This is a genomic window from Corallococcus sp. AB030 (assembly GCF_003668965.1).
Classification (GTDB): Bacteria; Myxococcota; Myxococcia; order Myxococcales; family Myxococcaceae; genus Corallococcus; species Corallococcus exiguus.
Map to the genome: position 1 here is coordinate 25,375 of NZ_RAWQ01000015.1, position 24,298 is coordinate 49,672.

Annotated in this window: 16 protein-coding genes; 9 read left to right on the forward strand and 7 right to left on the reverse strand. The window is 71.8% G+C overall.

Annotation, left to right across the window (positions count from 1 at the left end):
* Positions 1–208: 208 nt before the first annotated feature.
* From D7Y15_RS05960 to D7Y15_RS05970, 3 genes are read left to right on the forward strand one after another with little or no spacing between them, the layout of a single operon-like run.
* Positions 209–985: an SDR family NAD(P)-dependent oxidoreductase gene (locus D7Y15_RS05960; protein WP_121751947.1), complete on the forward strand. Its 777-nt coding sequence runs from the start codon at positions 209–211 to the stop codon at positions 983–985.
* Positions 982–1,851 carry a [LysW]-aminoadipate kinase gene (locus D7Y15_RS05965; protein ID WP_121751948.1) on the forward strand — a complete coding sequence of 290 codons (870 nt, stop codon included), beginning with the start codon at positions 982–984 and terminating at the stop codon, positions 1,849–1,851. Before D7Y15_RS05960 ends, D7Y15_RS05965 begins: the two co-directional genes overlap by 4 nt.
* Complete coding sequence (locus tag D7Y15_RS05970; protein WP_120577830.1) at positions 1,838–2,914, forward strand: M20/M25/M40 family metallo-hydrolase; 1,077 nt, start codon at positions 1,838–1,840, stop codon at positions 2,912–2,914. Before D7Y15_RS05965 ends, D7Y15_RS05970 begins: the two co-directional genes overlap by 14 nt.
* A 4-nt stretch (positions 2,915–2,918) precedes the next feature.
* Here the strand turns inward: D7Y15_RS05970 and D7Y15_RS05975 are convergent, their stop codons facing one another.
* Complete coding sequence (locus D7Y15_RS05975; protein ID WP_121751949.1) at positions 2,919–4,154, reverse strand: MFS transporter; 1,236 nt, start codon at positions 4,152–4,154, stop codon at positions 2,919–2,921.
* A gap of 99 nt (positions 4,155–4,253) precedes the next feature.
* On the opposite strand from D7Y15_RS05975, the gene D7Y15_RS05980 reads away from it, so the two are divergent.
* The 3 genes from D7Y15_RS05980 to D7Y15_RS05990 are packed head-to-tail and all read left to right on the forward strand — an operon-like array spanning position 4,254 to position 8,258.
* Positions 4,254–5,180, forward strand: coding sequence for an RluA family pseudouridine synthase (locus D7Y15_RS05980; RefSeq protein WP_120577828.1), 927 nt, complete (start codon positions 4,254–4,256; stop codon positions 5,178–5,180).
* A 52-nt stretch (positions 5,181–5,232) separates the two neighbouring features.
* Positions 5,233–6,750 carry a putative metal-binding motif-containing protein gene (locus tag D7Y15_RS05985; protein WP_148712701.1) on the forward strand — a complete coding sequence of 506 codons (1,518 nt, stop codon included), beginning with the start codon at positions 5,233–5,235 and terminating at the stop codon, positions 6,748–6,750.
* 11 nt (positions 6,751–6,761) lie between these two features.
* Positions 6,762–8,258, forward strand: a complete 1,497-nt coding sequence (locus D7Y15_RS05990) for a putative metal-binding motif-containing protein (RefSeq protein WP_148712702.1) — start codon at positions 6,762–6,764, stop codon at positions 8,256–8,258.
* Between the two features lie 48 nt (positions 8,259–8,306).
* Here the strand turns inward: D7Y15_RS05990 and D7Y15_RS05995 are convergent, their stop codons facing one another.
* Positions 8,307–8,597, reverse strand: coding sequence for a hypothetical protein (locus D7Y15_RS05995; RefSeq protein WP_120577824.1), 291 nt, complete (start codon positions 8,595–8,597; stop codon positions 8,307–8,309).
* 147 nt (positions 8,598–8,744) lie between these two features.
* On the opposite strand from D7Y15_RS05995, the gene D7Y15_RS06000 reads away from it, so the two are divergent.
* Entirely contained in the window at positions 8,745–9,785 is a 1,041-nt protein-coding gene (locus D7Y15_RS06000; protein WP_121751952.1) for a hypothetical protein, read from the forward strand.
* A gap of 10 nt (positions 9,786–9,795) precedes the next feature.
* Positions 9,796–10,314, forward strand: a complete 519-nt coding sequence (locus D7Y15_RS06005) for a GNAT family N-acetyltransferase (protein ID WP_121751953.1) — start codon at positions 9,796–9,798, stop codon at positions 10,312–10,314.
* A 9-nt stretch (positions 10,315–10,323) separates the two neighbouring features.
* Here the strand turns inward: D7Y15_RS06005 and D7Y15_RS46535 are convergent, their stop codons facing one another.
* Positions 10,324–14,253, reverse strand: coding sequence for a bifunctional serine/threonine-protein kinase/formylglycine-generating enzyme family protein (locus tag D7Y15_RS46535; protein WP_121751954.1), 3,930 nt, complete (start codon positions 14,251–14,253; stop codon positions 10,324–10,326).
* Between the two features lie 128 nt (positions 14,254–14,381).
* Between D7Y15_RS46535 and D7Y15_RS06015 the strand changes: the two genes are divergently transcribed.
* Positions 14,382–15,314, forward strand: a complete 933-nt coding sequence (locus tag D7Y15_RS06015) for a sigma-70 family RNA polymerase sigma factor (RefSeq protein ID WP_120577820.1) — start codon at positions 14,382–14,384, stop codon at positions 15,312–15,314.
* A 1-nt stretch (position 15,315) separates the two neighbouring features.
* On the opposite strand, the gene D7Y15_RS06020 is transcribed toward D7Y15_RS06015, so the two are convergent.
* The 4 genes from D7Y15_RS06020 to D7Y15_RS06035 all read right to left on the reverse strand — a co-directional run bounded on the left by D7Y15_RS06020 (position 15,316) and on the right by D7Y15_RS06035 (position 24,093).
* On the reverse strand, positions 15,316–16,416 hold the full coding sequence (locus tag D7Y15_RS06020) for an ADYC domain-containing protein (RefSeq protein WP_121751955.1): 1,101 nt from the start codon (positions 16,414–16,416) through the stop codon (positions 15,316–15,318).
* Positions 16,417–16,482: 66 nt separating this feature from the next.
* On the reverse strand, positions 16,483–21,450 hold the full coding sequence (locus D7Y15_RS06025; protein ID WP_233604838.1) for a hypothetical protein: 4,968 nt from the start codon (positions 21,448–21,450) through the stop codon (positions 16,483–16,485).
* 184 nt (positions 21,451–21,634) lie between these two features.
* Entirely contained in the window at positions 21,635–22,819 is a 1,185-nt protein-coding gene (locus D7Y15_RS06030; protein WP_217275907.1) for a hypothetical protein, read from the reverse strand.
* A 293-nt stretch (positions 22,820–23,112) separates the two neighbouring features.
* A complete protein-coding gene (locus D7Y15_RS06035) occupies positions 23,113–24,093 on the reverse strand; it encodes a ChaN family lipoprotein (protein ID WP_121751958.1) in 981 nt (326 codons plus the stop codon).
* Positions 24,094–24,298: the final 205 nt, after the last annotated feature.

A 24,298-nucleotide genomic window follows, 5' to 3' on the forward strand; every position in this document is an offset into this window, starting at 1 on the left:
TGCCGCGACGGGTCAGTCGTCGGCGCGGGGCCTGGTCGGAGATGACGTGTGCCGGGCGGGGTTCGGCGGGGCCGGATCGTGGTGCGGTCGGTGGAGCGGATGTCGTGCGGGGCCGGGCTGGAATGGCTCGACCCGCGCAGGTGCGGTTCAGTGACGTGGGGTGTGCTCGTTTGGCGGCGGCCGTGCGCCAACTTCTGGAGGGACGCGGATGGAACTGGGACTCGCCAACAAGGTCGCGCTCGTCGCTGGTGGCTCCAGCGGCCTGGGGCTCGCTGTCGCGGAGGAACTGGCGAAGGAGGGCGCGCATGTCGCCATCGGTGCTCGGGACACGGACCGTCTGGCCCAGGCGGAGGCTCGGCTCAAGTCCGTGGCCCGGGGCGGCCGGGTGCTGGCGACTCGCGTGGACGTGAAGGACGACGCGGACGTGCGCCGCTGGGTGGATGATGTGGTGGCGAAGCTGGGCGCGCTGCACGTCGTCGTCACCAACAGTGGCGGTCCTCCTCCGGGTGCGGCCTCCACCTTCGGCGTGGATGCGTACCGGAGCGCTTCGGACGCGGTGCTGCTTCCGCCCATCTCCCTGGCGCTCGCGGCGCTCCCGCACCTGAAGAAGGCCGGATGGGGACGCCTGCTGTTCATCACCTCGGAGACGGTGCACCGGCCGGTGGCCCGCTTCGCGCTGTCCGGCTTCGCTCGCATGGGCATCGTCGGCTTCTCCGCCGCGCTGGTGCAGGAGTTGGGTGACGCCGGCATCACCGTCAACGTGCTGGCGCCGGGCTACATGCGCACGCCTCCGGTGGAGCGCACCGCGGGTAATGCGGGTGACGTGGAGGCGGGCCTTCGTGCCATGGGCGCGCACATTCCGCTCAAGCGCGTGGGGCTCCCGGAGGAGTTCGCCGCGGCTGCCGTGTTCCTTGCCAGTGTGCGCGCTTCCTTCATCACCGGCACCGTGCAACTCGTGGACGGTGGCGCGAGCGTCATCGGATGAGCGCCACCCCCGACGCCTCGCCCCGCCGTCCCGTCGTCGTGAAGATTGGCGGCGCGGCGGGCGTGGACCTGGAGAACGTCTGCTCGGACATCGTAGAGCTCGTCCGCCAGGGTGAACGCGTCGTCGTCGTCAACGGAGGCTCGGAGGCGGGTGAGCGGCTCCTGGGCTCGCTGGGCATGGCGCGCCCGGAGGCCACCACCGCGAACGGCAACGTCGTGCGCCTCACCTACGCGCCCACGCTGCGCGCGCTCACCATGGCGTGGGTGGGCGAGGTCAACAAGGCCGTGGTGCTGGCGCTGCTCGCGAAGGGCGTCACCGCGCTGGGCCTGTGCGGTGCGGACGGCCGCGTGCTCACCGCGCGTCGCCGGCCTCCGCTCAAGTTGCAGGACGCCGACGGGCGGATGCGCATCGACCGCGAACATCTGGCCGGTGAGGTGTCCTCGGTGAACGCGGCGCTCCTGGGCACGCTGCTGGATGGCGGCTATGTGCCCGTCGTGTGTCCTCCCGCGGTGACGGAGGACGGCGTGCTCGTGAACGTGGACGCGGACCACGTGGCGTCATCCATCTCGGCGGCGCTGGGCGCGAAGGCCCTGGTCATCCTCTCCAACGTGCCGGGGCTGCTCGCGGATCCAAAGGACCCCGCTTCGCTGGTGCGCTCCAGCGACGACGTGGAGGGCTGCATGCCGCTGGCGGGCGGGCGCATGCGCTACAAGCTGGAGGCCGTGCGCCGGGCGCTGCAGGGCGGAGTCCCTTCCGCGTACGTGAGCGCGTCGCGCGTGGCACGGCCGGTGTTCTCCGCGCTGGAGGAGGCGGGCGGCACGAAGTTCACCCTTCGCGATGGAGGCAGGGCGGATGCGGGCGCGTGAGCCAGGCGTCGACTTGTTGCGGTGGATGGTGGAGCAGTACAGCCCCAGCCACCAGGAGGCCTCCTTCGCTGGAGCGCTGGTGGAGCGGCTGGGCACGCGCGGTTGGCGGGCGCACACCGACGCCGTGGGCAACGCCGTCGCTCGCTACGGGGACGGGGACACCGTCATCGCGTTCCTGGGCCACATCGACACCGTGCCCGGAGAAGTGCCCGTGCGGCTGGAGGGACAGAAGCTCTACGGCCGGGGCGCGGTGGACGCGAAGGGCCCGCTGTGCGCGTTCATTGAAGCCGTGGAGCTGCTGGACGACTCGGAGCGCGCCGGCAAGCAGTTCCTGCTCCTGGGCTGCGTGGAGGAGGAGGTCGCCATCACTCGAGGCGCCCTTCATGTGCGCGACCAGTACGCCCCGGACTTCGTCATCAACGGCGAGCCCAGCGGCGCGCACGCGGTGACCATCGGCTACAAGGGACTGCTGCGCCTGGACCTGGAGCACCGCGCCAGCCGCCGCCACACCGCGAGCCGCGACTACCGCGCCGCAGCCGAGCACGTCATCGACGCGTGGAACGCACTCAAGCGCCTGTGTGACGACTGGAACCGCGAGCGCCCGTCCCTCTTCGAGCAGAACCTTCCCTCCCTCAACGCCTTCCACACCGGCGCCACGGAGACGGAGGAATGGGCCACGGCCGCCGTGAGCATCCGCACCGGCCCGTCCACGGACACCGAGGCACTGCTCGCGGCGCTGGCCACCGTGCCCACCGTGACGGTGCGCACCGTGGCTCGGAAGAACGCCGTGTCCACCAATGGCAACGACGCGCTCTCCCGCGTCTTCAAACAGGCCATCCGCGAGCGCGGCGTGAAGCCCACGCTGCGCCTGAAGACGGGCACGTCCGACTGGAACACCGTGGCCTCCACGTGGGCCGTGCCCACGGTGGCGTATGGCCCCGGCGACGCGGCGTTGGACCACACGCCCAACGAGCACATCGACCTGCCGGAGTACGAGGAGGGCGTCGCGGTGCTCGCTCGCGTGCTGGCGCTCCTGCCGGTGAAGGGGACCTCGGGAGGCTGAAGGCTCAGGTGCCCAGCGCGGCCAGACCCCGGGCACGCAGGGTCCGCATCCCCACCACGATGCCGAAGAAGAGCAGGGCACAGCCCGCGGTGATGGGCCGCACGCCCACCCGGTCCGACAGCGCGCCCTGTCCCCAGACGCCCAGGATGTAGCCCGCGTTCACCAGGAGCAGGAACAGGCTGCTCACGCGCGCCTGCAGCTCCGGCGGCGTGCGTGCCTGGCACACCGTCTTCAGGCCCGTGAAGGCGACCAGGTACACCGCGCCCAGGATGAACAGCGTCACCAGGGCCACTGGCAGCGACGGTGACAGCCAGTACGCGGCGGAGCACAGCCCCACGAGCAGCAGCGCCGCCTCCAGGAAGGCCTGCCGCCCCATCCTCGCGACGAGGGCTCCGGAGCCGAACGCCGCGATGACCGCGCCCGTCCCCTGCGCCGTGAGCAGCATGGACGTGGTGGTCGCATCCCCACCCAGCACCTTCAACGCGAACACCGGCACCAGGCCCACGAAGGGGGAGATGAGCAAACCCACCAACGCCCCGGAGCCCAGCGCGAGCGCGATGCCCGGATCCGTCCACGCCAGCCGCACGCCGCGCATGATGCCGTCCCACAGCGCCTCCACCTTGGAGGGCAGGGTGCTCGACGTGCCGCGCATCCCCGCGAGCGCCAGCAGCACGGCGAGGAAGGACAGCGTGTTGACGAACAGCGCCCCCTCGATGCCCACCTTCGTCAGCACGAGCGCGGCCAGCACGGGCCCGATGATGCGGCCCAGGTTGAACTGCGCCGAGTCCAGGCTGAGCGCGTTGTGCAGGTCCTCCGAGGGCACCACCGCCACGGTGAGCGCCGTGGCGCACGGGATGACCAGCGTGCTGAACGCGCCGTTGAGCAGCGAGAGGACCGCCACCCACGGCACCGACAGGTTGTCCGTGCCGGCCAGCACCGTGAGCAGCGCGGCCAGCAGCGCCTGCATGCACACGCACACGGCCATGAAGGTGCGCCGGTCGAAGCGGTCCGCGAGCGCACCCCCCAGCGGCGCGAGCACCAACGAAGGCAGGTGCGTCAGCGCGGCGACTCCGCCCGTCCATGCGGCCTGGCCCGTCACCTGCGTGACGTAGACCCCCAGGGCCACGGACTCCATCCACGTGCCGATGTTGGACACGAGCGTGCCCAGCCAGAGAAGGGTGAAGTCGCGATGAGACAGGGCTCGGGCGGAGCCCGAAGGTGAGAACAGGGAGGTGGCCACGGAGACACTCGTTCTACTGCGCGTCCCTGACGCATGCTCGGTGGGCGCACGCCTACACGGTGGTTGACTCCCTGGCTGCCTTGGGAGACGGGGAAAGACATGACGCGGCTCAAGGTTCTCGTGGTTCCCCGGGAGATTGCCGGCGAGCGGCTCGACCGGTTCTTGACGAAGCACGTCCCGGGCCTCACGCCGGAGCGGGCCCGAGCGATGCTGGACGCAGGGCGCGTGCGCATCCGGGGCAAGAAGGCGCAGGCCACGCGCAAGCTGTGGGGCGGCGAGGAGCTCACCCTGGAGACGCCGGAGCCCCGGCCGTCGCCTCATGCCTCATTGGAAGGCCCGGAGCTGCCGGTGCTGTACGACGACGCGGCGCTCGTCATCGTGGCCAAACCGCCGGGGCTGGTGGTGGAGCCGGAAGGGCGGGCGGCGTCGGTGGTGGGGCTGCTCGCGGCGCGGTGCCCGCCGTTCGACGTGGAGGGCGTGGTCCAGCCGGGCGTGGTGCACCGGTTGGATCGCGAGACGAGCGGATGTCTGGCATTGGCCCGGACGGATGACGCGGTGGCTGCGCTCCTGAAGGCGTTCCAGGAGAAGCGCGTGGACAAGCGCTACCAGACGCTGGTGCTGGGCCGTCCGCCGGACACGGGGCACCTGGAAGGACCGTACGCGAGGGACCCGAAGGATCCGCGCCGCTTCACGACCCGTGTGCCCTCCGCTCGCCGGGCAGCACTGACGTTCACGGTGCGCGAGCGGTTCCGGGAGGGAGCGCTCCTGGACATCGACCTGGACACGGGGCGCACGCATCAGATCCGCGTGCAGCTGTCGGAGGCCGGGTTCCCGGTCCTGGGAGATTCGCTCTACGGCACGGAGGAGGCGCGCAAGCATCCGGCGGCGCTCGCGGTGGGGCGGCAGGCCCTGCACGCGTGGCGGCTGGAAGTGCCGTCCTCCGCGACGGGCCAGCTCATCCAGGTGGAGTCGCCGCTGCCGGAGGACTTCCTGCGGGGGCTCACGGTGCTGCGCGGGGGTGCGTGATACCGTTTGGGCACTGGGACCTGTCGGATCAGGGCAGCACGAAGAGGGGAACATGCAATCGCGGATGACGTCGTGGGGCGGGTTGTGGGGAAGCCTGTCGTTGATGGTGGCCCTGCTGGTTTCGGGCTGTGGATCCTCCACGAGCCCGTCGGGCCCCGAGCAGGATGCCGGCACGCAGGTGGATGCCGGGACGGATGCGGGCACCACCGGCGACGCGGGCGTCGCGGACGCGGGAACGGTGGACAGCGGCGTCCCGGAAGGCGCGCCCTGCGAGAAGACCCAGGGCGTGTGCGCGGGAGCGAAGCGCGCGTGGGTGGACGGGGCCTATGAGCCCGTGTGCACGGCGCGCTCCTATGGCGCGGACTACGAGGCGTCGGAGATGCGCTGCGACGGCCTGGACAACGACTGCGACGGTGTGACGGATCCAACGACGTGGGCGGATGTCGCGCCGTTGCAGTGGGCTCCTGATGACCGGTGGGCGGACAGCCTGCCCGTGGAAGGAGGCTTCCTGTTCGTCTCCTCCAACGGCCAGTCGGCCATCGAGATGCTCCGGCTCGATGCCTCCCTGACCCTGAAGGGCTCGGCGACCCTGCCGCTGTCGCCCGCGCCCATTCGCGTGTCGAGGACCCAGCTGTTGCGGACCGCTCGCGGGCCGGCGCTCTTCTCCATCGTCGTGTACTCAGAGCCGAGCTACTTCACCCGGGGGAGCCTCGTGCAGTTGGATGAGCTGGGCGCTCCCGTCGGAGAGAGCGTCGTCCTCTTCGAAGGGCCCTACACCTGGGCGAATGGACACGTGGCCCCCTCCCTGGATGGCGAGCGGCTCGCGGTGATCTGGACGTGGGAACTCGCCGGTGCCCGCGAGGTGCAGGGCATGACCGTGGACCCCGCCGGCCAGGTCCTGGCGGCTCCCCGTGTGCTGCACCGGTCGGACTCGCTGGATCTCTCCGCGGCGGAGGTGCTGGCCCTGGGGGATGGCGGGTTCCTGGTGAAGGCGAACGAGAACAAGGCGGGCTCGTTCGATGACACGCGCGTCTGGCTGCAGCGTTACGACCGCGAGCTCCTGTCCGTGGGGGACGAGCGCATCCTCACCGTGAAGTACGCGGCTGCTCCCAGGCTGATGCTGGCGGCTCCCCTGGAAGAGGGCGGCGCGGGCGAGCCGACGCTGCTCTACCGGGAGCCGAATGGACTCACTCCCCAGTTCTTCCAGGCGCGGTCCCTCTTCAACCAGGGCATGGCGGAGAGCCTGACCGCGACGAAGCAGAGCCAGACCGCCCTGTTCGGCGCGACGATGACCTCTCGGGGACTCCAGCTGGCGTGGCTCTCCATGCTCTTCGTTTCCAACCCCGGCGGGGATGCCGCCTTCGGTGTCGAAGGGCGGCTCTGGGGGCGGAGCGCGACCGGCGTCGTGAAGGATTGGACTCCCGGCACTGAGTCCATGCCCATGAACGGCACCTCGTCATGGGTGAGGCTGCATGAGCTGGCGGGGCATCAGCTGGGGGCGCTCACGATGACCGCCACGGACACTCCCCGGACCTACACCCTGCGTTCGCTGCGCTACTGCGCGCCTTGATGCGAGGGACCATGCATTCGCGAATGATGTCGTTGGGACCCGTGTCGTTGGTGATGGCCCTGCTGCTCGCGGGCTGTGATTCGTCCACGACGCCACCGGATGCCGGCACGGAAGTGGATGCCGGCGTCACCGTCGACGCAGGCGTCACGGACGACGCGGGGACGGTGGACAGTGGCGTGGCGGAAGCCCTGCCCTGTGAGAAGACCCATGGCGTGTGCGCGGGGGCGAAGCGGGCGATGGTGGACGGCGCCTATGAGCCCGTGTGCACGGCGCGCTCCTACGGCGCGGACTACGAGGCGGCGGAGACGCGCTGCGACGGTCTGGACAACGACTGTGACGGCGTGGCGGATCCGGCCACCTGGGCGGAGGTCGCTCCCCTGGGGACGCCCCCGACCGGAGGCCTCGTGGACAGCCTGCCCGTGGCAGGGGGCTCCCTCGTGGTGTCCGTGGCGGGACAGGACACGGTCCAGATTCGTCGTCTCGATGAATCCCTGGCGCTGCAGGCCACGACGCAGGTGCCCGTGGCGCCCGGCGTTGATCCGGTCACGTCGGTCCGCCTGGTTCGGACCTCGCGCGGACCGGCGCTTGTCTATGTGGGCCGGTACATGAGCCCGTCCGCCGTCTCGCAAGGACGCCTCGTTCAGCTCGACGAGCAGGGCAATCCCGTCGGCCCCCCGGGAGGCGTCGTCATTCTCGAATACCCCCAGTTCCCGGTCCACGCGGGGGTGGCCGTGTCCCTGGACGGGCAGCGGCTCGCGGTGGTGTGGAACGTGGTGACGGAGGATTACAGGGAGACGCAGGGGCTGGTCGTGGATGCGGACGGAAAGCGGTTGAGCGGACCCTGGATCCTCTTCAGGACACAGGAACACGTCCTTCTCTCCACTCCGGCCGCGCTGGCGCTCGGGGATGGAGGGTTCCTGGTGATGGTGGTGGAGGACCACGGTCCGGAATCCCAGTCACGCATCCGGCTCTGGCATTACAACTCGGAGCTGGCGGCCATGAGCGGGGAGCGAGCGCTCGACGTGGGGAATTCGCCCACGGCCACGTTGCTGAGCTCGGCTCCGGGGGCAGGCGGCACCCCTGGTGAGCCACTGCTGCTCTATCGTGAGACGTCGGCCCGTCCTCATCAGCTCAAGCAGGTCCGGTCCCTCTTCACCGGAGGCGTTCCGGCAACGCTCGCCACCGCGAGCGAGGGCGACACGCCGTGGTTCGGTGCCACCATGACTTCACGCGGGCTCCAGATGGCCTGGCTCGCCGTGCACTCTGTGTCGCCTGAGAAGACGGACGATTCTCTCTTCAACTGGGAAGGCCGGTTCTGGGCCCTGGGACCGAACGGCATCGCGGCGGACTGGAGCCCGGGACCTGGCCCCATGCCCCTGCACCGCTTCTCGCAATGGGTGCTGATGCAGGAACTCCCCGGACACTGGATGGGGGCGCTCCTGATGACCGCCACCAACACGCCGGCAGAAACCCATACCCTCCAGTCCGTGCGTTACTGCGCGCCCTGACCCTGGCGGTCCGCGGCGCGCTGGGGTGTGGAAGCCCGCGGAGGGCGGCTATTCGCGGCGGAGGCCGACGTCGTCCTCGGCGTCGGGCTCGGGCGGCTCCAGGCGGGCCTGCCGCTCACTGGCCTCCTGGGAGGCCTCGGCGTCACCTGCGTGCACGCGGGCCGCGGCCTCATCGTCCTGGTCGCCGGTCCACGTGGTGTGGCCTCCCGCGTAGCCCTCCAGGGGACGGGCGCCGCGATGCGACTCCACCGCCAGGTCCTTCTGCTCCTGCTCGCGCAGCCGCTCGCGCTCCTGCTCGCGTTCGTGCTCGTGCTGCTTCTCGAGAATCTTGTCCGCCATCGCGAATCACCTCCTGCCTCCAAGATGGAGGCGGCCCGCGCGGGACGGCAGGGGGAGGCAGGCGTTCGTGCACGGCCGCATGCCTGGCGTGCGGTCGGTTACGCTCCAGCAGCCCGTGTGAGCCGGGCATCTGAAGGAGCGCGGCGCATGAACGCGGGAGTCTCCATCGTCGCCGATGACACCCGGAGCTGGGGACTGGAAACCCCTGGCCCCGGTCTGCTGCTGCACGTCCCCGCCACGGGCCGCTGGGCGCGGCGGCCCTCCGTGCACCTGGAGGCGGCTCCCGACTACCGCATCCGGTTGCGCGGCGCGGGACAGACGCTGCTCTGGGCCCGCATCGATTCCTACTGGGACCGCGCTGCGTTCCTCCGGGGAACGGCCCCTGTTCCCCAGGTCATGCCAGCCCTGTCCGCGCCCGAGGTCCGGGCCGTGGAGGCCGCGCCAGGCACCGGGCCCTGGTGGGAGGCCTGGGCGTGGCGGGTGGCGCGTGCGCTCGTGGAGTCCCCACTGTCGGTGCTCCACGCCGGATCCTGGTGTCTGCGCCCCGTGCGCGCCATCGCCGCGGAGAAGTCGGAGCGGCATCCTGTCTCCCCCATGGAATGGGGCTTCGGTCAGCCGCCGATGCCGCCGCACTCACTGTCCGCCGTGACTCGGTTCCTCCACGCCTGGAATGAGGACTGGTGGGACGCGCGGACCGAACACACTCCGGGGGTCGTGCTCGGACTGCGCGCGCCCTCTTCAGCGGAGGATGGACGCGTGAAGAGCTGGCGCAAGCGCGCACGGGACGGGACGTCGCCGCCCGTGCTGCTGCTCTACGTGGACATCCTGGCGAAGTGGCTGGTGCTGGATGGCCATGACCGGCTGCACGCGGCGCTGCTCGAAGGCGTGGAGCCACCGCTGCTGGGGCTGTGGCCCTTCGTCACCCCGCGGAATACCGCGAGCACTGTCCGCGAAGAGGGCGCCCTGTTCAGCGCGGAGTTCCAGCTGCGCGCGGGCGCGACGCCGGAGACCGTCGACCGCGTCAACCGCATGCTGCTGCTCAACTTCACCCCCGACCCCAGGGGAACCGTCTCGCGCGCCTGGCCGCTCCCGGGCGGGCGGGCTGCCTGGCGCGAGGAGATCTCCGCCCGGCGCCGCGGGGCGCCGTCTCCGCTTCCGGACGGCATCGACTGGGATTGGTTCACGTAAGCTGTCCGGCATGTTTCAGCACTTCGAACGCACGACCACCGACCGGCTGCTGCTCCGCGCTGTTCGCGAAAACGACCTGGACGCGGTCTTCACCCTCCACTCGGATCCAACAACGAACCGGTTCAGCCGCCGCGGCTACATGCAGACGCTGGACGACGCGCGGCGGATCCTGGGCATCTGGCTGGAGGACTGGGCGCGCGACGGCGTGGGGTACTGGCTGGTGGAGCGGCTCGAAGCGCCCGGCGTCATCGTGGGCCTGGGCGGCCTGCGCCACAAGGAGCTGGAGGGCCAGCGCGTGCTCAACCTGGCCTACCGCTTCACGCCCGAGACCTGGGGCTCCGGGTACGCCACGGAGGTGTCTCGCGTCGCGCTGGCGCTGGCGGCCCGTCACCTGCCGCGGGTTCCCCTGGTGGCCATCATCCACCCGGAGAACACCGCGTCCGTCCGCGTGGCGGAGCGGCTGGGGATGCGCCTGGACCGCCATGTCACCGAGGACGGCATCCAGAACCGCGTGTATGTGATTGGCTGAGCCGCTCTTTCAGCGCGGGTCGAACGAAGCACAGACGCGCACGCCGATGCGGACGTCCCGCGCGGTCGCGTCACCGGGGGACAGGTCGGCGCTCGCCGCGACGAACGAGTCGTAATACCAGGAGCCTCCCCGGAGCACGACGCTGCCGAACTCCGGCGTCACGGAGCGCGTGAACTCGTAGGCGTTGCCCGCCATGTCCCGCAGGCCGAACGGGCTCACCGACGCGGGATGCGTTCCCACCGCGTCCGGGCCAAAGGCCAACGGCCGCCGGTCATATGTCGCGTCGATGTTGGCGTCGTCAGGCTGGAGCTGGTCGCCGTGCGGATAGCGGCGGCCGTCCGCGCCCCGGGCCGCGTACTCCCATTCGTGCTGGCCGCACAGGCGCGCTCCCGGCAGCCGCTTCGTCCGGTGGAGCCAGTAGAAGTAGCCCTCCAGGTCCTGCGCGGAGACGCCGGACAGCGGCAGCTGCTTCCAGTCGACGCTCGCGTGCCGCGTGCGCTCCGCGTAGAGCAGGGGCTCGCCTTCCTTCGCGGTGCGGAACTCCTCGCGGGTGCGGTGGAAGGTGAAGACCCAGCCCGTGCCCTGACGCCACCGCAGCGTGATGGTGCCTCCGTCGCCGAAGTGCGGCTGTTCGAGGATCCGCCTCGCGGGCGCGTCCGGCGGCAGGTCTTCCAGGTAGGTCAGCCAGTCTCCGAACGTCACCTCGTCGCGGCCCACCAGATAGCCGCCGGTGAGGCAGTAGCGATGCATGGGCGGGCTGAAGGTGAAGCGGCGCACCACCTCCGGCTCGGCGCTGCCCAGGAGGAAGCAGCCCGGCGGGATGTAGACGTAGCCTTCGGGCACCTGGGTGGGGAGAGTGAGGCGCAACGCTTCACGCTCGCCGTGTCCGAGGAACACCGGGACGTCCATGGGCACCCGTCCCGGCTGCGTGACGTGGAGCAGGTAGGAACCTTCCGGGAGGACGAAGCGCGAGCCTCCGGTGCCCGGAACGGCTTCGCGGCGGAACGGCCCGTCGCGCCGGAGGACGCGCGTGATGGACACGCGGGCCCCCGGTGGAGTGCTTTCGAACGTCAGCTCCGCGGGCTCGCGGAACCGCCGCAGGGAGGCCTCGCCCTCCTTCGCTGAGTCCACCTCCTGCTCCAAGCGCTGGAGCCACGCGTCGCGCTCGTGGCGCTGGTGGAACGCTTCCGCGAGGAGGACGCGCTCGGCCAGGACCTGCGCGATGAGCCGGCGCGTGTCGAGATGGTGGCGGTCGCGGTCCAGGCCTCGCTCCAGGCTCCGGCTGGCGCGGGTGAAGGCGGCCTCCGCCTGGTCGCGCAGGGCGAGCGTCTCCGTCCAGCGCTTCTCCGCGGCGCTGCGCAGGCCCGTGGCATCCGTCGCGGTCTCCGGGCCCAGCGAGGAGGGGGGCCGGCCGTCGAACATGGCCAGCGACTCCACGCGGTTCGCGAGCGCCCTCGCGGCGAGGGTGCGGCCCGAGGCCAGCGCTTCCTTCGCGGTGCCCAGCTCCGCGGCGATGAAGCGCGAGTCCTCCAGGTACGCCTGGAGCCGGAGGCCGACGTAGGACGCGAGGACGGCGAGCGCGAGCACGAGCGCGGTGAGGCCCCGTCCCCAGCGCGCGCGGCGCACGGCCCGGTGGGATGCCCGGAGGAAGGCCTGCTCCCGGGCGCCCAGGGTGACGGGCTCCAGCACCCGCACCTCATCCAACTGGCGCTGACCCCAGAGGGCCTCGCTGGAGCGGCGCAGGCGGTCCCACTCCGCGCTGGCCGCCTCCACGCGCTTGCGCAGCACGCGGTGCCCGATGTCGTCGTCCAGCCAGTCGCGCAGCGTGCCCCAGCTCGCGATGAGCGACTCGTGGGCAATCTCCCAGCGCGGCAGGTCGCTCACCGTGCGCGTGTGCAACAGCCGGCCTTCGACGAGCACACGCAGCGCCGCGCGGGAGATGTCATCCGAGGCGTCCGCGAGGTCCTCCGCGCTGCGCTCGATGCGCGTGCCCTCCGCCGTCACCAGTTGGAGCAACAGCCGCCTCGCCGCCGCATGCTCCGCGGAGCTCATGCGCGCGAGCACGCCGTCCGCATGCCGGGACAGCGCTCCGGCCACGCCGCCCATCGCCTCCAGCGCCGAGCGCGTGATGCGGCCCCGGGCGGCGTCGCGGCGCTCCCACAGCTCGGCGAGCGCGAACTGGAGCAGCGGGAGGCTGCCCACGCCATGCGCCGTGGAGTCGACGAGCGTCCGCACCAGCTCCGGCGACTCGAAGGCCACGCCTCGCGCACGGGCCGGGCCGATGATGGCCTCGCGCACGCCCTCCGGCGACAGGGGCCGGAGGATGTAGAGGGCCCGCTCCGCCTCTTCCCCCAGACCCGGGAGCGCGCACAGGCGCGTGAGGAAGTCGCCCCGCACCGCCAGCAGCACATGCACTCCGGGCGACGGCAGGGCCAGCTCTCCCAGGAGTCGGGCGAAGTGCGCCGCCTGGCCGGGGTCGGCGAGGGTGAGCAGCTCCTCCAACTGGTCGACGAAGAGCAGCAGCCCCCGCCCGCGTCCATGCGTCTCGCGCAGCGCCTGTCCCAGCCAGGCCGGCGTGTCCGTGAGGGCGGTGACGAGCTCCGCCTCCCTTCGCCCCAACACCGGCGCGAGCGCCGCCGCCAGCGCTTCGAGCGGGCGGTGGCCGGGCCACAGCGTGACGACGTGCGGCTCGCGCCCGTCGCCCAGGTCTCCGGCCGCCACCCGGGGCAGCACGCCCGCGCGGCACAGCGAGGACTTGCCCGTCCCGGAGTCGCCAGCGACGAGCACCAGCGGCCGCGTGCGCAGGCGCTCCAGCACGGCGCGGATGTCGCCCTCGCGTCCGAAGAAGAGCGCCCGGTGCTCGGCCGCGAACGGCGCGAGCCCTCGATAGGGATTGCCGGCCGCCAGCGGCGCGGGCGCGATGGAGCGCTCCAACTGCTCCAGGGATTCGCTCAGCGCCTCCGCCGAACCGAAGCGCTCCAGCGGATCCACCGCGAGACAGCGCTGGATGAGGGCGGCGAAGTCGGGGTCCACCTCCGTGCCCAGCGCGGCGCGGGTCGGGGTGTCCTCGGGCCTTCGCGAGGCGCGGCGGGGCACCTGACCCGTGCACAGCTCATGGAGGATGAGGCCCAGCGCATACAGGTCGCTGCGGGCGGAGGCCGGGCCTCCGGTGAGCACCTCCGGCGCCAGGTAGGGCAGGGTGCCCACGAGCAGCGGAGAGCCGGAGGCCAGCTCCGCGCCCACCTCCACGCGCTCGGCGAGGCCGAAGTCGAGCAGCTTCACCTCGCCCTCGCGCGTGACGAGCGCGTTGGAGGGCTTGAGGTCGCGGTGCAGGACGCCCTGGCGGTGCGCCGCAGCCAACCCCCGCGCCAGGCCCACGCCCAGGGACAGCACCCGGCGCCACGGCACCGGCAGGGGCAGCTCCGCGAGCGTCTCGCCGACGACGTACTCGGAGACGATGTACGGATGGCCGTCCACCGCGCCCACGCTGAACACGCTGACGATGTTCGTGTGTTGCAACCGCGCGAGCGCCCGGGCCTCCGTGGTGAACAGGTCGCGGAAGCGTTCATCCGGCTGCGTCGCCGCCATGAACTTCACCGCCACGCGCCGGTCCAGCGACGTGTCGTGCGCCAGGTAGACGATGCCCATCCCGCCCCGGCCCAGCGGGCGCTCCAGGCGGAACGCATCGAACGACGGCGGCGGCGTCCAGGGCTCCGGCTCCGGCGGCGGCAGCCGGTCCGTCTCCCTCTCGTCCGAGGGCTCCAGGTCCTCCACGGACGAGCGCTGGATGCCGGGCGTGAGCGTGGCCAGCATGCTCCGGCACTCGTTGCACCCCGCGGCGTGGCGGTGCACCTGCGCCAGCGCTTCGTCCGTCAGCTGATCCTCCAGGAGCTGGACCAGGATGTCGTCGGTCAGACAGCTGGAAGGGGGCGCGTTCACGGAGTGGGGACCTTCACGCTAGCCACGTGGCGCGCGGGGTTCAATGACACACGCGGACACGACATCCCGCACCGTGCGGGAGACGCGCGTGGGGGGCGGGTCGGGGCGCGGCATGGTATGGCGTTGCCATGTCCCAGGTGTCCGCACTGGCCACGACCTTCCTCTCGCACACGAAGACGCGCTTCGTGGCCCCCTCGCCGGAAGCGCTCGCGGAACTCGACGCCCTGCTGACGCACGCCTGGGAGGACGCGCAGGCCCGCTGGCCCGGCATTCCGCTGCCCGCCGAGCGCTTCGTGACCCATGTCGCGGAGCGGCTCCCTCCGGCCAGCCCCACCGCGCCCGTCGCGCCGCTCGTCTCCGCCCTGTCCCTGCCGGAGCTGTACCTGGCGTGCGCGTGCCTCCAGGGCCACTCCGTGGCGCTGGAGGCCTTCGAACGCCACTACCTGGCCCGGCTGCCGGAGCGGCTGCGGAGCCTCCGCCAACCCGACTCGATGATCGACGAGGTCCGCCAGCGCGTGGGCGTGAAGCTCCTGGTGGCCAACGCGGGCCACGCGCCCGCCATCGCGGACTACACAGGGCGTGGCGGCCTCTTGAGCTGGGTGGTCGTCATCGCCAGCCGCATCACCAACAAGCTGCGTGGGCAGGAGAAGCCTTCCACGGGGGACGACGCGGAGGAGCTGTTCAAGGCGCTGCCCGCGCAGGGTCTGGATCCGGAGCTGGACGTGATGAAGCGCCGCCACCACGCGGCCTTCCGTCAGGCCGTGCGGGAAGCCGCTGCCACGCTGTCGGCCGAGGACCGCCATCTGCTCCGCCTCCACTTCGCCGACCGGCTCTCCACGTATGAAATGGCGCCGCTCTTTCGCGTCAACCAGTCCACCATCTCCCGCTGGCTGAAGCGGGTGCAGCAGCAGGTCTACACGGAGACCCGGCGCCGCCTGCAGGAACAGCTGGGCCTCTCCACGGAGGACTTCCAGAGCTTCATCGCCTTCGTGGACAGCCAGCTGGACCTGACCCTCAGCCAGCTCCTCGACGAGAAGCGCGAGCCCTCGTCGGAAGGCTGAGCTACTGCACGCGCGCGGGCTCCGCCTTCGGAGGGCCATAGGACAGGTTGCGCAGCAGCGTGGCCCCGGGCTTCACGTCGCCGCGGCGAACCGTGCACACCTCTCCCTCATCGCGTGCGTCCGCCGTGTCCGCCTGGAACCGGCCGGGGCACTCCTGGAGGATGACGTCCAGCGCGCGGCCGTCGCGGGTGCGGGAGAGGCAGGTGGCGCCGTCGGGAGCCCAGGCTGCTTCGAAGGACCCCTTCGCCGGGTCCCACTCCCTCGTGACTTCCGTCGCGCGCTCCAGCACGCCCATCCGGTCGTAGATGTCGATGGTGGTGTCCTGGCGCGTGTGGCTCCGGCCGTTGCCGCAGTAGTCCGCGCGGGCCAGCCGCGTGCACGCCTGGTGGAGGCCGGCCAGCGACTTCCCATCCCGTGAGGCCCAGGGCGCGTAGCCCCAGAGGATGCACTTGGAGATGGCGCCGTTCTCACACGCGAAGGTGACCCGGTCCGCCGCGTCGGCGTGGGCGCCGCTCGCGTCCCACACGCCGCCCACCGCCAGCGCCCGAGGCGCGGGAGAGCGGTCCAGCGCGACGCAGGGGTTCTCCCATTCGCGCGCCACGGGGTTCCACGCTTCGATGCGGTAGAAGACGCGGGTGGGGTCGTCCGCCGCGGGCTCCGCGCCGCAGATGGCCACCTCCACGGGCTTGCCGTCGCTGGCGGTGCCCTGGAGCACGGTGCCCACCACGTCGCTCACCGTCGCCCGGGTCTCCGGTGGGGGGACCGCCCACAGCCGGCCATTTTCGAAGCGCAGGCCCGTCACCCCGTCCTCCGCCTGCCGGGGCGCGTCCAGCGCCACGGAGACGAGCACGCTGGTGCGCTCCTCTGTCTGCTTCTCCGGATCCCAGCCGCGCTTGGTTCCCCACAGCATCGTGCCCTGGGGCCGGGCGATGCGCTGGGCCGTCTGGGATTGGCACCGGCGCGCGTAACGCTCGGCGTCGGTCGGGCCGCTCACGGACCGGGCGGGCCCGGGCTTCGGGGCGGCAGCGGGCGGCGCGGCCTGTCCTTGCGCGGACAGGAGCAGGAACAGGCACACCGGCAGGGTTCGGAAGGGCGCGTTCATCGCTTCCGATGAGACCCCGGGTCATAAATCGATGCACGGAATCCGTCCGCCCCCCGCACGGCGCTGTCAGTCCCAGCCCCGCAGCTGGACCCGCACGCGCCGCAGCAGCAGGTCCCACTCCTGGCGCTTCAAGGTCGCCATCACGCGCCCGGTGACGATGGTGAGGCCCGTGAGCGTCATCACCAGGAAGCCGATGCGGTGGTCCCGCAAGCCCGCGTCGAGCAGGTTGGCCACCACGTCCAGGAGCAGGAACAGCGTCCCCAGCGCCAGGTAGGCGCGGATGCGCAGGGCCATGCCCACGGCCACCCCCAGAAGACAGACAGCGCCGAAGACAATCGCATACGTGCCATCCTCGGACTGGCCCATGCTGGCCGTCAGCTTCGCCGCCGCGGGCACATAGAGCAGCAGTCCGCCCAGGATGCGCACCGCGTTGCGAGCCGCGTGCGGGAGGCTGGACGTGAAGAGCTGTCCCATCATCAGGAGCAGCAGCCCGAGCGGCGCCAGGTAGATCTCCAGCCCCTCCAGCCCGAACGCGAGCGCGGCGATGAGCAGCGCCAGGTTGCAGGCCGCCGCGGCGAATGCACCGAACATCCGGCTGCGCTCCACCGCGCCCAGCGCCGCGTACAGCAGGCCGGAGCCTCCCGCGAACAGGGCCGCATCGCCCGTCGCGTCGCGGGGGAGGATGAGCGCCACCGCGATGGGTAGCAGTGCCGCGAACCGCCGCGTCGCCTGCTCCACGGGACGCACGCCCGCCCTGCGCGCCAGCACCGTCACGCCCACGAGGACGAAGCCCAGCGACAGCGCGAAGAGGGCGTCATGCTCGGGGCGGAGTCCCTGCGCGTACAGCCCACGCACCAGCGCGTAGACGCCCACCACCGCCATTTGCACGAAGTAGACATGGCGGCCCGTGTGCTCGCGCCACGCGGCGTGCAGGGACACGCCCACGGCCAACCCGATGGCCGCCAGCGCCACGGGCAGCACGTCCTCGGAGGCCTGGCCTCCCACGGCGACGGCCGCGAGCAGCGCCGCGCTCGCCATCAGCCACAGGTCGCGGCCCCAGCCCATGCCTCCCGCGACGTCGCTCCGGCGGCGGGACGTCACGCGTCGAGCGACGTGGAGGGCCAGCGCGCTCCCCGCGGCGGCCAGCGCCAGCGTGTCGCCGGCCTTGGTGAAGAGCTCCAGGTACGTCGGTCTCTCCGGGTCGGGGCTCCACGCGAGGAACACCATCCCCATCGAGACGACGGCGCCTCCGACGACCATCGTCCCGAGCCCCGCGATGAACCCGGCGAGCGCCCCGCGCCACTGGAAGGCCGCCACGAGCAGCGCCGCCGACAGGAGCCCCAGCGTCAGGGGGAAGGCGAAGGACATCATCCATTGGCCCGCGAGCCCCGAGATCATCTCCAACACGAGGAGGGGAACCGCCATCGTCGATGAAGTGTGCCCTTCGACGGCCAGCGCATACACCGTGGCCGCGATGAAGTAGGGCATCACGGCCAGATGGGCACGCAGCCGCGTGCGGCCCCCGTCGTGGCCCCGCCGCTTCGCGATCCAGGGTGCGACGACCACCACCCCGAGCCCCAGCAGCGCCAGCGTGGGGCCCGGCCACGGTTCGAGGTGCGGCATCAGGTGGGCCAATGCATGGACGAGCAGCAGGAGTCCCAGGCCCACCACGCCGCGCCCACGTGCCCGCGCGCCGCCCACGAACAGCACTGCACCGGTAGCGAGGACGAGGTCCGCCGACAGCACGCCGGGCTGGAAGAAGGCCGCCACCGCCACGAGCACCACGGCGGTGAGCGTTTCCCGGCTCAGGGCATCGAGGAAGGGCCCCGAGGTGTCATCGGTGCGCAGGGACAGCAGCCGCCGGAAGAACGCACGGGCCGCGTCCATCCGGGCCACCGCGACCGCGAACACCGCGTAGACGAGCCCGGCCGCTGCGATGCCGGCGAACGCCTGCTGCCACAGGAGGAACTCGCTGCTGCCCGGAGGCATCCAGGCCGCCGGGTGCAGCCAGTCCAGTGACGGGCTGACGCTGTCCACCGCCGTGGCGCGGATCCACTGCCCGTCGGGAGGCAGCAGGGCCACCAGCGGACTTCCAAGCAGCGACAGTTGCGCGGCCCAGAGCGCGGCGCCGGGAATCCCCAGCAGGAGCCCCCAATGCGCCAGGACCCGCGAGCGGAATGAGGCCGCGAGCAGGACCGTGAGCAGCGCCGGCCCCAGCACCAGGAGCGGCGGCACCAGGCCCAGCGCGCGTGACGGAGCCGGCAGTCCCACGACGAGCGCGGACTTCAGGAGCAGCACGGCCAGCACGGCCACGCCCAGGTGCGGCACCGCGTGGTACAGCGGCCCGTGCTTGGGTCTCTCCAGACGCTGGGCCACCCACGGCCCCACGCGCCGCAAGCCCAGCGCCAGGAACCACAGCGCGATGCCGATGAGCGGCAGGCGCCACGCGCTCACGTCGGGCGGAAGCGGCCGGCCCGCGCGATTGACGGCCCCGGTGAGCGCGATGAACCCGCCGCTCAGGGCGAGCGTCACCACCGAGCCCCGCAGCTGGAACGCCACGAAGCCACGCGACACGAACGCCAGGAGCGCGCCAGCCGTGAGCAGTACGCCCGCGAGCAGGGCCACCGGACGCTCGGCGCTGTCCGGCAGGGCGATCCAGTTGACGAGCGTGATGACCGCGAGCACCGCCTGCACGAGCGCCGCGCCCGCGAAGCCATCCGTGAACAGCGGCCGTCCCCGCGCACCGAAAGGCAGCGGGAAGACGTCCAGCAGCCGCCGGCCCTTCATCTTGTCGAGACCCTGGCCGCGAAGCATCGCGAACAGCGCGAAGCCGAAGCCCAGGCCCGCCGCCACGAGCGCGGCCCGCGCCGAGGTGAAGTCGGAGACCGTGCCCAGGCCCTGCGACACCGTGAGCGCGAGCCCCATGGCCGCCAGGAAGCCGACGAGCCGGCTGCCATCGCGCCGGACGCGAAGCAGCAGCACCCCCGTGGCCACCGCCGAGGGCACGCAGGCAAGCACCGTCGAGAAGGGCACCGCGACACCCGAGAGCGCATCCGGCAACACGGGCGCGACCCCCAGCGCCCGAGCCGCCCCGAGCGCGGCGATGACAAGAGACAGGTCCTCCAGGGGCCGGAACGCGTCCCGCAGACCCTGACGCTCCATCCACGCGGACTGCGCGAGCCCAGCCAGGCCATAGAGCACCGCCGCGAGCGCGAAGACGCCCAGGTCCGCCGCGCTGGATGCGAGCCACGGAGTCCCGTCCACGGCCGAGCGCGCCCCGAAGAGCAACGCGACACCGCCCAGGTAGTGGAGGCCCCGCCACCGCCACCGCCCCGCGAAGTGGGCCGCGAACGCGATGACCGCACCCGTGTACGCCTGGGGCCAGGGCGCGTTCGTCCCCTGCATCCACGCCAGCACGGAGAACGCGGGCATCGTCGCCAGCGAGACGACGACACCCCACGCGAGCATCCGGTTGCGCACGACAGCGGAGAACGTCACGCGCGCCAGGAGAATCAACCCGGCCGCCACCGCCGCGACGCCGAAGCACCACCACGCCGGAACGTCCGGTGCCTGCACGCGCGCGACCAACGCCCCCGCGAGCAGCGCCGCCATGACGGCCGGATGCACCAGGGCCCGCCGGCGGAACTCCAACAGGAAGAAGACGAGCGCGGCCAGCACGGGCGCGCAGACGGATGCCGTATCCACCCAGGTGTCCTCGCCCGGGAAGACCGAGAAGGCGCCGAGCGCCCCCGCGAGCGCGCCGCTGGCCACCACCGCGTGCGCCAGCGTTTCGGACACCGGGGCCGCGCGGGGATGGGCCGCCCGGACGGCTTCCGAGGACGCTCCCGCCGCCACCACCGCGCCCAGCGCCACCGCCCACAGCACGAGCCCCGCGAACAGGGGCGCCCCCGGCTCCAGCGCATCGAACCCGGAGGGGCCGCTCGCCACGCAGAAGACCGCCAGCCAGAGCGCGCCGTACAGCGCGGCGCCCACCCCAGCGAACGAAGCCGTGCCCGCCCGTGCCCGCCACACCGAGGCCCCCAGCGCCACCACGCCCGCGCATGCGCACAGCGTACGCAGCCAGGGCGCGTCGCCCCAACCCATCAGCGGGAGCCCCGCCAGGAGCGACGGGAACAGCGCCACCGCGAAGGACGTGGCGGAAGCCCCGCGCCACAGCCGTCCCGCTGCCCGCAGCGGAAGGAGCGCGACGGCCGCGACACCGAACGCGGCGGGAACGCCCACCGCGGGAGTCAGCGCCACCAGGGCCGACAGCGCGATGAACACCACCGGCAGCAGTGCGAGCCCGATGCCCGCGAGCACGCGCCCCGCGGACCGAGAGCGCCGCGCCAGGAACGCACCCAGCCCGATGAAGGCCGCGTGGTAGCCCAGCAGCGCGCCCGTAACGATGAGCTGCCGGGGCACTCCACCCAGCGCCCGCCACGCCTCGCGGACGCCCATGAGCGAGCCGCCCAGCACGAGCACCGCGCCGAGGAACCACCAGATGTACTCGTTGAGGCGGGGAGGGTTGTCGCCCTCGTCGAGCGCGATGACCGCCTCCAGCCCGCTGCCGCCCAGTGAGTCCAGGTGCCCCCGGCCGAACAACGCCTGGCCGGACCCCAACGCCGAACCCATGTCCTCCTCGCTGGAGGACTCGCCGTCATCTTGCGTCACCACCCGCCGCCGCGCCGCCTGCTCCCGCTCCGCCCGCGCCGTCTCATCCAGCGAGCTTGCGAGCGAGGCCAACCACCCCGGACGCCACCCGCCCGCGCGACGCAGCGAACCGGCCACGTCATCCGCCCAGGCCTCCACGCGCGCCGCGGAGTCGAGCGCCGGTTCCACCGGAACCGGAACCACCACGGCCTCGAGCGCGGGCACCTCCGGAACACTCGCGACCGCTTCAACAGTCGCCGCGAGCGAGGCCTCCAGCCGGTCCGCCGTGGCTGGATCCACCAACCCGTCGAAGCGCCAGTGCTCGATGCGCCGTCGCATCCGCGCCAGCACGAAGTCATCCAGGTGCCGCCCGGCGGCGGGCACGAGGGCGGCACCGCACTCCGGGCACAGAGGCCCGGAGTCCGGCGCACGCGGTTCCGTACAGGCAAGACAGAGCATGTGCGTCAGCATACCGGACCGCCTCCACCCGGAGTGCCGTCCCTGGAGACACTGTCACTTCAGGGAGCCCGGCCATGGCCTCCACGGCCGGGCTCCCCCCACGCCGGGACTACAGACCGTCGTGGTAGCACCAGCCGGTGGTGCGGTCGTAGCCGCCACCGGACAGCGGGTAGTTGATGAAGCCCAGCTCCTCGCCCGGACCGCACTCCGACCGGGCGCGGGTGTAGGGCTGGCACTTCGTCTGGCCGTTCAGGCTGACGCACGCGCCGCGCGCCCCTTCCGTGCCGCAGAACTCGGCATAGGTCTTGGTGCACGTCTCACCAATCAGGGCGGGGTCGAAGTCGAAGCCGAGGGGCTCCAGGACCGACTGCTCGATGCACGTGCCGTAGACGCCGCAGACCGTCCCCGTGGGGCAGCCGGGGACCGCCGCCATCGGGTCGCACGTCTTCAGGCACTGCCGGTCATCCGTGAACAGGTCGGAGCACGCGAAGCCCTGCGCGCAGTCCGTCGTCGCCGGGTGGTTGGCGTCCGCCGCGGGCGTGCGGGTGCAGGCCGCGCCCTGCGTGCCCGTGCCCTGCGACTTCTCCAGCGTGCCGTCATCCGCGAAGTAGTTGTCCGCCACGCAGGTGTGACCCGGCACGTTCGCCGTCCACGAGCCCTCGCGCGGGTCGCAGCCCATGGGACGCAGGGTGTTCCAGGTCGCGAAGCGGATCCACTTGCACTCGCCACCCGGGACCACCGCGCTGCCCTTGTAGGGCGCGCTGAGCGGCGCCGCGTTCACCGACTCGCGCAGTGTCACGTTGTAGAGCACGCCCACCGACTGCTGCGGCGACACCTTGAGCGCCAGCAGCAGGGCGCCGGTGTCCGCCACGAACAGCTTCTGGCCCGTCGTGCCCGCGTCCTGGTAGCCCCAGACGCACTGCTCGCAGGTGAAGGTGTTGGCGCCGCCGGCCGCCAGGTCATGCACGCCCGTCGCCGTGTTCACGTCCAGCCGGACGAACGCCGTGTCCTTCAGCGCCGGGTCTCCCAGGCCGTTGAACGTGCCCTGATAGGTCGGCTGTCCGCCGTACATCACCGGCGTCAGCTGGACGCCGTTCGACAGCGCGCCCATGGTGATCTCGCTACACCCCGCGGGTGGGGTGAGCTCATGCGCCTGCGCTTCCAGGACCTTCGCCTGCTCTTCCTGGGCGGGGGCTTGCTCCTGCGGCTGAGGCTCCACGGCACAGCCCGTCAGCGCCAAAGAAAGCACCGCGCTCCAACGCCACGCACGAAACCCGAGGCTTCGAGTCGTCATTGTCATTCTCTTGGATGGTGGTTCAGGCTGTCAGGGGGGGAGACAGCCGATCCGGGGAACCCGGATGCGCTATTGATTACGTGAGGGTGTCTTGAATTGACAGTTTAATTCGACATTGCGGCGCGACTGTTGTTGTCGTGAAATCCGTTGCGTATGGGATGGAATCACCCTTCAGGAGTTTCACTCCTGGAGTGTCTCCGGTCTCGATGGGTACGAATGTGAAACGAATCAATTGCAGTGGCGGCATCGGGTGCCGCCATTTCACGTACCATCGGGGTCTGACACTCGCGGTGCTAGGGCTTCTTGTTGCGCTCCCGCAACGCCTTGCACGGGTCGTCCTCCGGCATGGCTGGCGTGAACCACACGTAGTCGTAGGGCAGGGTGGTGGCGCCAACGACAGCCGCGTAGTCCTGGGGGTTCAGCGCCTCCGGTGACACCTCCAGCAGCGCCACGCTCAGCACGGTGACGTCCTTCACGCGGCGCTTCAGGTGAGCGGGGACGCCCCGGTCGTTCCGGACGTGGCCGTTGCCGGTGATGAGGACCGCGCCGTCCGCGGGCACGGTCTCCAGCAGCCGGTCCGCCATCATCGCGTCGCGCGCCCGCTGTGCCAGCGCCATGGGCTCCAGCATCTCCTGGGGAAGCTGTCCGCAGTGCGAGCGGTCCAACTCCTCACGCACTGCCTTCGCCTCCGCTTCGGGCACGGGCGCCTCCAGCCCCAGGCGCGAGCGCAGGTCGGACGGAAGCGCCTCTGGCCCCTTCATCACCAGCTCCCGCACCTGTGCGCGGGGCAGGTTGGCGGCGACGATGGGCAGGTGCGCCTGGAGGCCCACTGCGAACACCGGCGCGTAGAGGCTGAAGGCGGGCCAGCCGCTGCGCTCCCAGCCCACCGCCTTCGCCAGTCCCTCCACGTCCTCCGGCCAGGCCTTCAGCGCCGCGTCCACGGCGGGCTGCTGCGTGACGTCCAGCATCTCGAAGGCGAGCGCGGGACGCTGACCAGAGTCCGTCCTCGCGCGCACCAGCTCCGCCTGGAGCCGGTGATGATCCGGGTGGTCATGCCGTTCTCCCAGGAGCACGAAGCGCGCGGGCACCACGGCCGCGCGCAGGGCGCTCTCGTCCACGAAGCGGCCTCCCGCCACGTCCCAGATGCGTCCCACCAGCGGGTGGTCCCGGTACAGCGTCGTGGCCCACTCCCGCGCGGGAGGAGGGGACGGCTGCTGCCTGCTGGCGCAACCCAGGGACAGCGCGAGGACGAGGCCGAAGGGAATTCGCGTCATCCCGCCATCTCACCCAGACCGCGCGGGGATTGCCCGTCTGAAAACGGCGGGGCCCCTGCTCCCGGACACTGCGTCCGGGGAGCCCACCGGCGGCGGCCCGCCTGCCCCCATGGAGAAGGGGTGGGCAGGTTCGAGGCCCCTCGGCTGAGAGGCCCTGCCTGGTAGGCGACGGAAAGGGCCGTCTGGCGGACTCCGGCGTTGAAGT

Coding starts and splice junctions, on each gene's coding strand:
- D7Y15_RS05960 (WP_121751947.1), top strand. CDS start 209: ATGGAACTGGGACTCGCCAACAAGGTCGCGCTCGTCGCTGGTGGCTCC.
- D7Y15_RS05965 (WP_121751948.1), top strand. CDS start 982: ATGAGCGCCACCCCCGACGCCTCGCCCCGCCGTCCCGTCGTCGTGAAG.
- D7Y15_RS05970 (WP_120577830.1), top strand. CDS start 1,838: ATGCGGGCGCGTGAGCCAGGCGTCGACTTGTTGCGGTGGATGGTGGAG.
- D7Y15_RS05980 (WP_120577828.1), top strand. CDS start 4,254: ATGACGCGGCTCAAGGTTCTCGTGGTTCCCCGGGAGATTGCCGGCGAG.
- D7Y15_RS05985 (WP_148712701.1), top strand. CDS start 5,233: ATGCAATCGCGGATGACGTCGTGGGGCGGGTTGTGGGGAAGCCTGTCG.
- D7Y15_RS05990 (WP_148712702.1), top strand. CDS start 6,762: ATGCATTCGCGAATGATGTCGTTGGGACCCGTGTCGTTGGTGATGGCC.
- D7Y15_RS05995 (WP_120577824.1), bottom strand. CDS start 8,597: ATGGCGGACAAGATTCTCGAGAAGCAGCACGAGCACGAACGCGAGCAG.
- D7Y15_RS06000 (WP_121751952.1), top strand. CDS start 8,745: ATGAACGCGGGAGTCTCCATCGTCGCCGATGACACCCGGAGCTGGGGA.
- D7Y15_RS06005 (WP_121751953.1), top strand. CDS start 9,796: ATGTTTCAGCACTTCGAACGCACGACCACCGACCGGCTGCTGCTCCGC.
- D7Y15_RS06015 (WP_120577820.1), top strand. CDS start 14,382: ATGTCCCAGGTGTCCGCACTGGCCACGACCTTCCTCTCGCACACGAAG.
- D7Y15_RS06020 (WP_121751955.1), bottom strand. CDS start 16,416: ATGAACGCGCCCTTCCGAACCCTGCCGGTGTGCCTGTTCCTGCTCCTG.
- D7Y15_RS06030 (WP_217275907.1), bottom strand. CDS start 22,819: ATGACGACTCGAAGCCTCGGGTTTCGTGCGTGGCGTTGGAGCGCGGTG.
- D7Y15_RS06035 (WP_121751958.1), bottom strand. CDS start 24,093: ATGACGCGAATTCCCTTCGGCCTCGTCCTCGCGCTGTCCCTGGGTTGC.